The organism is Alteromonas sp. KUL42 (assembly GCF_006538325.1).
Classification (GTDB): domain Bacteria; phylum Pseudomonadota; class Gammaproteobacteria; order Enterobacterales; family Alteromonadaceae; genus Alteromonas.
In genome coordinates this window covers 42,554-54,330 of the sequence record NZ_BJKK01000010.1, presented here as the reverse complement: position 1 = coordinate 54,330, position 11,777 = coordinate 42,554, and the positions used below count along the sequence as shown (strand labels likewise).

9 protein-coding genes are annotated in these 11,777 nt (G+C 44.3%); 2 read left to right on the top strand and 7 right to left on the bottom strand.

The window, feature by feature from the left end; all coding sequences use genetic code 11:
* Positions 1 to 199: 199 nt before the first annotated feature.
* The 5 genes from EYR97_RS13925 to EYR97_RS13905 all read right to left on the bottom strand — a co-directional run bounded on the left by EYR97_RS13925 (position 200) and on the right by EYR97_RS13905 (position 7,171).
* A complete protein-coding gene (locus EYR97_RS13925) occupies positions 200 to 1,717 on the bottom strand; it encodes an aldehyde dehydrogenase family protein (protein WP_131094275.1) in 1,518 nt (505 codons plus the stop codon).
* A 151-nt stretch (positions 1,718 to 1,868) separates the two neighbouring features.
* The gene (locus tag EYR97_RS13920) at positions 1,869 to 2,522 is read right to left on the bottom strand and encodes a response regulator transcription factor (protein WP_131094274.1); all 654 of its coding nucleotides are present in this window, start codon (positions 2,520 to 2,522) and stop codon (positions 1,869 to 1,871) included.
* The gene (locus EYR97_RS13915; RefSeq protein ID WP_131094273.1) at positions 2,519 to 3,820 is read right to left on the bottom strand and encodes a sensor histidine kinase; all 1,302 of its coding nucleotides are present in this window, start codon (positions 3,818 to 3,820) and stop codon (positions 2,519 to 2,521) included. The genes EYR97_RS13920 and EYR97_RS13915 overlap by 4 nt, the downstream gene beginning before the upstream one ends.
* Before the next feature lie 110 nt (positions 3,821 to 3,930).
* The gene (locus EYR97_RS13910) at positions 3,931 to 6,099 is read right to left on the bottom strand and encodes a M3 family metallopeptidase (protein WP_131094272.1); all 2,169 of its coding nucleotides are present in this window, start codon (positions 6,097 to 6,099) and stop codon (positions 3,931 to 3,933) included.
* A gap of 187 nt (positions 6,100 to 6,286) precedes the next feature.
* On the bottom strand, positions 6,287 to 7,171 hold the full coding sequence (locus EYR97_RS13905; protein WP_131094271.1) for a LysR family transcriptional regulator: 885 nt from the start codon (positions 7,169 to 7,171) through the stop codon (positions 6,287 to 6,289).
* Between the two features lie 99 nt (positions 7,172 to 7,270).
* On the opposite strand from EYR97_RS13905, the gene EYR97_RS13900 reads away from it, so the two are divergent.
* Positions 7,271 to 8,770: a CoA-acylating methylmalonate-semialdehyde dehydrogenase gene (locus EYR97_RS13900; protein ID WP_131094270.1), complete on the top strand. Its 1,500-nt coding sequence runs from the start codon at positions 7,271 to 7,273 to the stop codon at positions 8,768 to 8,770.
* 17 nt (positions 8,771 to 8,787) lie between these two features.
* A complete protein-coding gene (gene mmsB / locus EYR97_RS13895; protein WP_131094269.1) occupies positions 8,788 to 9,663 on the top strand; it encodes a 3-hydroxyisobutyrate dehydrogenase in 876 nt (291 codons plus the stop codon).
* 84 nt (positions 9,664 to 9,747) lie between these two features.
* Here mmsB and EYR97_RS13890 read toward each other — a convergent pair whose 3' ends face one another.
* Positions 9,748 to 10,092 (bottom strand): hypothetical protein, encoded by a 345-nt coding sequence (locus tag EYR97_RS13890; RefSeq protein ID WP_131094268.1) that lies wholly within the window; start codon positions 10,090 to 10,092, stop codon positions 9,748 to 9,750.
* Positions 10,059 to 11,765, bottom strand: coding sequence for a hypothetical protein (locus tag EYR97_RS13885; protein WP_131094267.1), 1,707 nt, complete (start codon positions 11,763 to 11,765; stop codon positions 10,059 to 10,061). The genes EYR97_RS13890 and EYR97_RS13885 overlap by 34 nt, the downstream gene beginning before the upstream one ends.
* Positions 11,766 to 11,777 lie beyond the last annotated feature (12 nt).

Sequence of the window (11,777 nt, the reverse complement as noted above, 5' to 3'; positions counted from 1 at the left end):
GAAAAATCTTTTCAATATGGCTAGGTATATCTGTGGCGTCATTTTGTGCCTGGCAATTGGCAACAAAAAGTCAAAAAAGAAAAAAAGAGAGACAAAAAAAGAAAGTATTTTACGCATGATGTGTGTGCACATAGTGATTGTGCGCAAGGCAATTGCGGGCAGTACCAACGACCGAGATATCGGCACTGCCCCGTACCTACTAGAAGAAACCTAGTGGGTTGATGTCATAGCTAACTAACAGGTTTTTAGTTTGCTGGTAGTGATCAAGCATCATCTTGTGTGTTTCACGACCGATACCAGATTTCTTATATCCACCAAACGCTGCGTGCGCTGGATATAAGTGGTAACAGTTAGTCCACACACGACCGGCTTCAATAGCACGACCTACTCTGAACGCGGTGTTGGCATCACGACTCCACACACCAGCACCTAAACCAAAGCTGGTGTTGTTCGCTATTTCAATGGCCTCTTCTTCCGTTTTAAAGGTTTGAACCGCGATTACAGGGCCAAAAATTTCTTCTTGGAATACACGCATGTGGTTTTGACCTTTCAAGATTGTAGGCTGGATATAATAACCGCCGCCAAACCCTTCAAGTTGCTCTTTCTCACCACCGGTAACCACTTCTGCACCTTCAGCTCTGCCGATATCGATATACTTCAAGATCTTCTCAAACTGCTCGTTAGACGCTTGCGCACCTACCATGGTGTCAGTATCAAGTGGGTTACCACGTTTAATCTTCTGAATCTTCTCGATAACCTTTTCCATGAACGCATCGTAAATATCTTCATGGATGATGGCACGCGAAGGACAAGTACAAACTTCACCTTGGTTGAAGTAACCCAACACCAAACCTTCAGCACATTTATCAATGAACTCAGGCTCGTGATTCATAATATCAGGGAAGAAAATGTTAGGCGATTTACCACCTAGCTCAACCGTTGAAGGAATAAGGTTTTCCGCCGCACAACGAAGAATGTGGCCACCTACAGGCGTTGAACCGGTAAATGCAATTTTCGCAATGCGCGTACTTGTTGCAAGGGCTTGCCCTGCTTCTGCACCAAAGCCGTTAACGATGTTAAGTACACCAGGAGGAAGCAAGTCTTGAATAAGCTCAGCGAACAGCAAAATAGACACAGGCGTTTGCTCAGCTGGCTTAAGCACAACAACGTTACCGGTAACAAGCGCTGGTGCCAATTTCCACGCCGCCATCAACAATGGGAAATTCCATGGAATAATTTGACCAACAACGCCGTACGGTTCGTGGAAATGGTATGCCACAGTGTTTTTGTCGATTTCGCCAATAGTGCCTTCTTGGCTACGAATACAACCCGCGTAGTAGCGGAAGTGATCAACACACAGTGGAATATCAGCATTAAGTGTTTCACGTACTGCTTTACCGTTATCCCATGTTTCGGCTACCGCGAGTAACTCTAGGTTTTCTTCAATGCGATCGGCAATTTTAAGTAAAACATTTGAACGCTCGGCAACAGAGGTTTCCGCCCAGCCTTTCTTCGCTGCATGCGCAGCATCAAGTGCTAACTCGATATCTTCTGCAGTAGAGCGTGGAATTTGTGTGATATCGCTGCCGTCAACCGGTGACGTAGCAGTGAAATATTCACCCTTCACCGGTGCAACCCATTCACCGTTAATAAAATTTCCGTAGCTTTCTTTAAAGCTAACGACTGAACCTTCACTTCCTGGCTTTGCATAAATCATAAGATACACCCTTTGAATAAGTAACGCGTGTTGAGCGCTTCATCTGGTTTGTTGTGTAAAATGATAATCGTACTTTTATGCCGTCTTAACCATAATTCGATAGACCTAAATGACTCCTACTTTAGGAGGGGAAAAAAGGTTTACCGACAGGTTAATCATTAAGTGAAGTGGAAAACTCACTATTGCCGATATAACCGTACTTACTTGCAAGCCCAGTAAAATCAGACGGTGACGCATTTAATTTGCGTTTAATCACGGTAAGCGCATTCGATATAGTCTTAGAAGACACTCCCAATTCATCAGCAATAGCGACTCGGGATTTTTTCATGGCAATAGCAATAAAAATTTCGAACTCTCGCTTAGTAAGTTTGGTGCTAAGGTCCATATTGGTGTCGAGCAATTGATTGGCCAAATTCACAGCTAAGGCGCGTTCAATATACTCTTGTCCTTTTCCAACAACTTTAATCGCGGAAATCAAGGTGTCAGGAGGGCTACTCTTACTGATATAGCCCATGGCCCCCGTTTGCATGGCACGCTGCAAAATAACGCTGTCTTCAAACATGCTAAAGAAAATGATCTTTAACTTAGGATATTTCTCCAAAAACTGACTCGCTAACACTAGCCCACTTTCATTGGCTAAATTAATATCCAAGATCATGATATCAATTGTTTTTTCGCCTAGCACATCAAATGCATTGGCGCTGTCACCGGCGTCAAATACGCCGAGTGTTGGCATCATGGCATTAAGTAATGCACGATAGCCTTCTCGAACCACAGCGTGATCATCAACAATGAGTACATTCATGCTACTGCTGCGTCCATATCTTGTGAGTACCCTCGAAGCGTTAAATTCAACGCAACCTGGACACCGCCGTGTGACGGCGATTCAATGTGGCATGATGCCCCTATACAACGGGCCCTACTGCGCATAGATGACAACCCAATATTTTCTACAATATGAGTACCTAGCCCCTTCCCATTGTCTTTAACCACAATACTCAAATGACATTTATCAGCATGAATTTGAACGCCTATTCGGGTAGCTTTGGCATGTTTCACCACGTTGTTAAGCGCTTCTTGCACAAAACGGTAAAGGTGAATATCCCGTTCTCTATCTTCTTCGTAGTCTTTTAAATTAATCGACACGTCCCAGTGGGTATTTGGCAGCGCCACTTCTTGTTCATAGACCAAACGTTCAAGTGAAGCCTGTAAAGTAACGCGGTCCAAAACAAGCGGGTGAAGACGGGCCGTTAGCTTTCTAATTGCATCGCTTATTTGATGTGCCATCACCTGTACTTTATTCGCTGAAAATTCAAGGGCTGCTCGCTCCTTGGCATTAACTAATATGTAGGCGTGCGCTTTAATCGTTGTTAACAGCTGCCCCACATTGTCGTGTAGTTCCCTTGCCAGATAAGTACGCTCTTGTTCTTGTAAAACAGCCAATTGCTTGTCTATTTGGATCAGTTGTTGTTCTTTGGTTGTCAGCGAACATTGAAGATGCTGGAAGCGCTTTATAACCGTATTCATCTCTGCAATATCAGAATGCGGTAAAGCGGTTGTTTCTTTTCCCTCACTGAGCTTGGTTAACGCATTAGCCAATTGTGTTAGTGGCGCTAAACGCTGCTTTACAGCAATATGCAAGGTCGCTAGCAATAAAACAAACGTTGCAAAAAACAAACCAGCTACAAGCCCAAAGAAATGTAGGTTTTGCGCAAGTTCAGTGGCGTCTTGTGGCTTAACCACTAAATAGTAGTTTTCGTGAATGGGGATGATAACTGGCGTGGCATCGTATATGCCTTCGTTTGCATTTGCGCTTTTTGCTGTGCTTTCACCAAAACTATTGCTTAGCTCGAGTGAGTTATAATTTTCTAAAAGACGACCAGTAAAATATTCTGCAGATAAATGAGGACTGGGCTCAACTATCGCTTTAAGCTGCGATGCGGGAATATTCAGTTGCACCATTTCACGAACTTGAGCAAGCGCACCGGATGTTTCTTCTGCGATATTACTTTTGATGTGAAAGTACACCAAGCAACAAAATACCATAAAGCAGCCGATAAAAACGGCCACTATGGTAGATGCTATTTTAGTGAAGCCTGACATGTACGCCCCCATAATCCTAATGATACAGACTTATGCTAGCCATAAGGTAATGAAAAGCACATCCTACATAGGGGGCGATTTCCTCCTACCTAGGTAGGAGAGTTTTCGGTTTAGTCTATCTTCTGCTTCAGGCCTCGACGGATTAATATCGCATCTGTTGTTGGTTCTTGACCGCGGAACGCTTTGTAAGACTCCATCGGTGGACGAGAGTTTCCAGTAGCAAGAATGTGCTTACGGTACTTCAAGCCATTTTCTAACGTTAAACCACCGAGTTCTTGCATGTATGCAAAGGCATCAGCTGCTAGTATTTCGCTCCACATATAAGCATAGTAACCAGCAGAGTAGCCACCGCCCATAGAATGAGAGAAGAAAGCACTGCGATAGCGAGGGGGAACATAGTCGATGTTAACACCGTGTTTCGCCAATGCTTGTGTTTCAAACTCGTTTATATCAGTAGGTACTGCATCTGCAGAGATACTGTGCCATTCCATATCAAGTAATGCAGCAGACATGTACTCTAGCGTATCAAAGCCTTGGTTAAAGGTACGCGAACGAATAACCTTTTCGAGCAATTCACTTGGAATAGGCTCACCCGTTTCATAATGCTTAGCATAGTTTGCAATAACATCAGGATACGCAGCCCAATCCTCTTCAAACGTAGAAGGGAACTCTACGAAATCGCGCGATACAGCAGTACCCGCTAGTGAAGGATAGTTCACTTCTGAAAGCATACCGTGTACACCGTGGCCCATTTCGTGGAACATGGTAGTAACATTGTCATAGCTTACTAGCGTAGGTTCACCTTCCGGCGCTTTTTCAATGTTCATAACATTAACAACCACAGGCTTTTGATTTAAAAGCTTAGATTGTCCAACGAATGAACTCATCCACGCGCCACCGCGTTTACCGTCACGTGCGAAATAATCTGCATAGAAAATAGCTAGACTCTTGCCATCGATATCAAATAATTCATACGCCTTCACGTCAGGATGATAAACAGGTAAGTCAGGACGAGGCTCAAAGCGAATTCCGAACAACTTGTTCATGGTGTAAAACACACCATCCTCTAGCACACGATTGAACTCAAAGTATTGTTTAACTTCACTTTCATTAAGGTCATAACGGGCTTGACGTACTTTTTCTGCATAATACGCCCAATCCCATGGCTGCAATTCTGCATCCGTCAACTCTGCATTCATCAAACGCTGAATGTCTGCAGCTTCCTTTTCTACATTTTCAATAACCGCAGGCACCATGCTATCAAGCATCGAATAAACAGCTTCAGGTTTACCTGCCATTTGTCTTTGCAAGCTATATTCTGCCCAACTGTCATAGCCCATTAGCGCCGCCTTTTCTGCGCGCAGTCTCGCTAGTTTCAATACGATTTCGCGGTTGTCGTTGTCACCTGACTGTGCTCGGTTAGCTGAAGCTTCCCATACTCGTTGACGTAGTGCTCTGTTTTCAAGTGAAGACAAAATAGGCTGTCGCGTGGTATTGGTAATGCTAATCAGATAGCTACCCTCGTGCCCATTTGACTTTGCAGCTTCCGCCATCGCGTTAATTTGACGCTCACTTAAGCCCTCAAGTTCGCTGCGATCTGTTACCACAACAGAAATGGCTTTAGATTCAGCCAACAAGTTCTGAGAGAACTTTGTGGTGAGTGAAGACATTGCCTCGTTAATTTGGCGTACTTTCTGCTTTTGCTCTTCATTTAAGCGCGCACCGGCATAAACAAAATCGTCATAGGTTGTTTCTAACAAACGCAACGACTCTGCATCTAATGAAAGCGTCTCTCTTTGATTGTAAAGCGTCTCTACACGCTTAAACAGGGCTTCATTTAGATTAATATTGTCAGAGTGAGCTGCCAGTTTTGGCGCAAGTTGTTGCTGAAGTTCACGCCGCTTAGGATTGCTGTCTGAACCTGAAAGATTATAAAAAACACGACTTACACGTGTAAGTAACGCGCCACTTTTTTCAAGAGCGACCAATGTATTTTCAAAGGTTGGCGCAGCAGCATTGTTAGCGATAGCGTCAATTTCCGCTGCATGCGCTTTCATACCTTGTTCAAAAGCGGGTAAGAATTGGTCGTCGCTTATTTTATCAAACTGCGGCGCTTGATAGGTTAAAGGGCTTGCGGTCAAAAGTAAGTTAGGCTCTGCTTGTTGCTGTAAATCCGCTTTCATAGTTTCGTCTGTATTTTGTATAGTTGCAGGCTCTTTAGTGCACCCCGCGATGATAAACACCGAAGAAATCGCTGCCGCCAATAAGGTCTTTTTCATTATTTTTCCCTGGTTTGTTATTAACATTATACTTAGTTAACAAATGTTATATCATAACAATAAGGAAAATAGTTTTTTGATCTCAAATCAACGCACTTTTACCGAAAATGACGTGACCTTTTTACTGTTTTAACCCTGCCTATACGGGTATGCGACCTTAAGCTGGCTCTGATTGCTAAATAGAAAATCATTCAACAAACCGACTGCGGTTAAACTGAACTTTCTCAAGCAGCCACGATGAAAACGCCTGAAACTTAGCTTGAGTGTACGTCTCCTTATGACTGGCAAGCCAAAATGTGCGCTTGATATGGATATCTTGCTGTAGCAAACGGACAAGCCCTGCCTGATGCTCTGCGATAAACTTTGGCAATATGCCCACGCCAGCGCCATTCACTAACATTTGATGTTGCGCGTTGATACTGGTACTGCGCAGAGCACTTAGCTGTGAAAGTGCCGTTTCTTCAATAAACTTAAGCTGTGGTGCATAAACCAAATCTGGCACATAACTAACAAGGTTGAAGTGGCGAAGGTCGTGAAGGCTCTTGGGTTTTGCGCTTTGTACCAGTGTTTCGTGTGTATATAGGTAGAGCTCATAGTCGGTCAGTTTCTGTGTTACCAATAATCCCTTGCTCGGTTTTTCAAGCAAAATCGCCATGTCCGCTTCCCGTTTGTTTAGGTTAAGAAAGCCACTGGTGGCAACCAGTTCAATACAAATCCCTGGATACTGGGCTTTAAAATCGGGCAATAGCGGAGCTAAAAACCAACTCCCAAACCCTTCGGAAACACTGACTCTAATGGTACCGGCTAAATGCGAGCGCTCGTCGCTAAGCTCGTTTTGCGCCTCTAGAAAATAGTGTTCCGCCTTTTCTATATAACGCACCAATTCACTGCCTTGGGAAGTAAGTACATATCCCTTTTTGGTAAGTTCAAATAAATTACAGTTAAGTGAATCCTCCAGCTTTTTTACACGACGAATAAGTGTTGTAGGGTCAACCTTAAGCCCTTTTGCTGCAATAGCTACACGACCATTCCTAGCTAAACCTAAAAACAATCTCATGTCATCCCAATTCATCAAAAACACCTGCATTTTTACAGCACCAAGCTGCAAGTATAGGTATTGCTATTGCAAACACAAGGTTTCAATATTGTAAAAAATCACGGGAGTTTTGTTATGAAAAAAATTGTTCACTTTATTGCAGGCAAAGACTATTCAGATAGTACTGAAAACACCGCACCAGTGTTTGCACCGAATACCGGTGAAGTACAAGCCGAAGTTAGCTTAGCAGGCGAAGCAACACTGGCTTACGCCATTGAAAGCGCAAAAGCGGCGCAAGCAGAATGGGCAGCAACGAATCCGCAACGACGTGCTCGCGTGATGTTCAAGTTTAAAGAGTTGGTTGAAGCCAACCGTGACCGTTTAGCGGCATTGTTATCAAGTGAACACGGCAAAGTGTTAGTAGACGCACAGGGCGATATTCAACGCGGTTTAGAAGTTATTGAATTTGCTTGTGGTATTCCACACGCTCAGAAAGGCGAATACACAGAAGGTGCTGGCCCAGGTATCGATGTATATTCAATGCGCCAAGCACTTGGCGTTGTAGCGGGTATTACCCCGTTTAATTTCCCAGCGATGATCCCTATGTGGATGTTTGGGGTGGCCATTGCTTGTGGCAACGCGTTTATCCTTAAGCCTTCAGAACGCGACCCTTCTGTACCAGTTGAGCTGGCTAAATTAATGATGGAAGCAGGCTTACCGGCAGGTGTACTAAACGTAGTTCACGGTAACAAAGAAGCGGTAGACGGTATTCTTGATCACCCCACCATCAAAGCAGTTAGCTTTGTTGGTTCATCGGATATTGCTAACTATGTGTATGAGCGCGGTGCGCGTGCAGGTAAACGCGTACAAGCCATGGGTGGCGCTAAGAACCATGGTATCGTGATGCCAGACGCTGACCTTGATCAAGTAGTTACTGACCTTGTGGGTGCCGCTTATGGCTCTGCCGGCGAGCGTTGTATGGCGTTACCTGTTGTTGTTCCTGTTGGTGAGGACACTGCTGAGAAACTCAAAGCCAAGCTTATTCCTGCTATCAAAGACATTATGGTTAGCCACAGTGAAGATCCTAATGCCCACTACGGCCCAGTAGTAACAGCTGCCCACAAAGAGCGAGTAGAAAGCTACATTGAACTGGCGATCGAAGAAGGCGCAGAGTTGGTATATGACGGTAGAACAAGTCAAATTCCAGCTGACAGTAAGGGTTACTTTATAGGCCCTACGTTCTTTGACCACGTCACCAAAGATATGCGCTCTTACCAAGAAGAAATTTTTGGCCCAGTGTTACAAATGGTGCGTGCTAAAGACTTCAACGAAGCTGTTAATTTGGCCAGCGACCACCAATATGGTAACGGTGTGGCGATGTATACTCGAAACGGACACGCTGCCCGCGAGTTCGCTCAACGCGTAAATGTTGGCATGGTAGGCATAAACGTACCAATTCCAGTGCCCGTTGCCTATCACACCTTTGGTGGTTGGAAACGTTCAGCGTTCGGCGATACAAACCAACACGGTATGGAAGGCGTGAAGTTCTGGACAAAAGTAAAAACCATTACACAGCGCTGGCCTGACGGTTCTGACTCGAACGACAACGCTTTTGTCATTCCCACAATGGGCTAAATGAAGAGGACAAGATAATGACGAATGTAGCATTTATTGGCCTTGGTAATATGGGCTCGGGCATGGCTGACAACTTGGTCAAAAATGGCTTTAACGTAACCGCCTTCGATTTAAGCGAAGTGGCCCTTGCCAAAGCCAAAGAGTGCGGGTGTCACATTGCTGACAGTACACAGCAAGCGGTAGCAGATGCAGATATTGTGGTAACCATGCTGCCTGCGGGTAAACATGTGATGGACATCTACGCTTCTCAAATTCTTGAGAATGTAAGTACCCAGACCTTGCTGATTGACTGCTCCACTATCGATGTAGAAACCGCGAAAAACGTTTCGGCCCTTGCCAAAGAAAAAGGTATTAGCATGTTAGATGCACCTGTTTCTGGCGGCGTTGCCGCCGCGGCAGGAGGCACACTGACCTTTATGGTTGGCGGCAATGCCGATGCATTTGAAAAGGCCCAAGGTGTGTTAGGCGCAATGGGTAAGAAAATTGTACACGCTGGCGGCCATGGTGCAGGCCAAGCGGCCAAAATCTGCAACAACATGCTTCTTGGCGCCACTATGATTGCCACCTGTGAGAGCTTGCAACTTGCCCAAAAATTGGGGCTAGACCCACAAGTCTTTTTTGATATTGCATCCAATGCTTCTGGTCAAACATGGTCGATGACAAGCTACTGCCCAGTAAAAGGCGTTGGCCCACAAAGCCCAGCTGACAACGACTTTGCAGGCGGCTTTGCCTCAGCGCTTATGCTCAAAGATTTAGGGCTTGCCATGCAAGGGGCGAAAGGTGTGAATGCCCAAGTCCCCATGGGAGAGCTAGCAGCCAAGTGGTTTGAAATGCATTGCGAAGAAGGCAATGCCGGCATGGACTTTTCCTCTATTATTAACCGCTTAGCTTAGTTCAACGTGATTTAACTTAACATTTAGCAGGGTGTGCTGATTATTAACACACCCTGTTATGCTCTGCACAAAAATAAACAGACTCTAACCAAAAGGGCAGTAAAAATAACGAGCCTGTTCGTTTGTAGGTTGTAATACGTCAAACTTGCCTACTATTTCCTCGAAAGCCTGAGGCCTCATAAGCCGAAGAACTTGCATAAGCTCTAGATGCTCTTTGTTGACATCAATTTCATAGTTGCCCATTAGTAATATTACGCCTTTGACAAGGATTTCATTGGATTCACTACTAGACATAAATTGATTGAAGTGCTGTACGCTGGCCTGCAACCATAAATAGAGAGGATCAGGAAGAGGGGCTCCTGAATAATAAGGCACATTTTGCGCAATTACCCTCTTTAGCGCGGCAAGATCAAACGCTTTCGCAGCCAAATACAATAAACTACGCCCGTATGTGTCAAGTTGATAAATATCAAACCCCGCGTCAATGAGTACCCGAAGTGTGCCTTCGTAAAGTATTCGACTGTTAAAATAATTGAAATTGAACGTTTCGGGAACCCCCCCTTGGCAAGAAGTGCTTGGTACGCGCGAGGCTCCTGCTGAATGTACTGATGCATAAGACGTTCTAAACTAACATCCGATTTTGTATCAAGAACAGCCATTTCTTCGACACTAGGTATCTCGCCGAACATCATATTCCGTTGAAATGTTGAGTTCGATTGTGACATTCGCACTTCATCCGCTCTTTTGCGCAAGTAACAAGAAGGGATCAATGGAGAAATGTCGTACCACTGATAAAACTTCGCTTCAGCGCTATCACTATTAAAACTATCCCTATCTATGTGGATCATTTCAATTTGACGTTTAATCTCGCTAACCAAGGTTTTGCATTCCGTACTTTGTAGCTCTAATTTCGCCGTCTCGGTTGGCTTTGACAATGCCTCTCTTCTGTTCATTTCACTGGCAAGTGCTTTAGTCCTTGAACTAGGAGTAAAAGGCGTGCGCTGCAATGCCTCTACATTTACACCGAGTGATTTGAGTTTATCACGCTGCTCTTTCCAATAGTCACTCTCACCATTATTGGCACCGTGCTCATTGGCTAAAACAATACCTGCCTGATTAACTTCCTTCGGTGCTAATTTCGCGCCCATTTCTATTAAACGATTCACTTGTTCTACGATAGGTGAGATACGATTATGCAGGGCTAAATTTGCTTTTTCGGTGTCCTCGGTGCTCTCTATCTTTAGCAGCATTTTCTGTCGAGACAATCCTTGAAACATGTAATCCAACGTAGAATTTACATAGGCTTCGGAAGTAAATACCTCTCCTCGGTCCAATAAATACTCTACCACCTTCGCTTTCCCAGCTTTTGCAGCCTCGTCAATAATTCTCAGGCCTCCTAATATTGCTATAGGTCTACTTGCATCAGGTAACTGTTCAATTAGTGTAATTAATTGTTTTTCGGATAACGTGGCTTTTTCGCTTAAATCATCAATCCAAATTGCAGTAAAAAACCAAGCCACGTCCTCATTTGTAAATATATCTTCGCCGTTGTCAAAGTTACGCTCCCCCGCCCCCCATCTGTCTAAAAGCCACTGAGCAGGAACTTGGTTTCTTTGACCATTTTCGAGCTCTGTGTAATACACAGGCAAGTGCACTTCACGCGCCTTTTTAGAATCAAATTTCCACTGAACATCAGGCATGGTGTTTGCCATCTTTGCAGCCTCAGACGCTTTTCTTAGATTTCCATTCAGCGTCAGAGCGCCTGCAATTTCGAGCAGTGTATAATCTGACGAATAATCGTTGATATTGGTGCTCATCTTTGAACTGACTTGGCTTTGCATTAACTTTTGCTGAACGTCCAAACATTCATCGTAAGTAAGTGGCTTATCTTCAGATGAAATGGGTCGCTGACTTTGCGCTATATCACTTGGTTGATGTGTACGTTTTGGAGTACCTTCGTCAATTTCTGGCACCTTTCGAAAATTGGCTTCAGATACTGAAATTTCATTAGGTCTTAAAAGAATTACAACAGCTAGAATTGCAGCAATTATCAACACAATAAGCGCTGAAATAGCCATCCAATTAATTGATTGTTTTCGCATAAAAATCCCTTT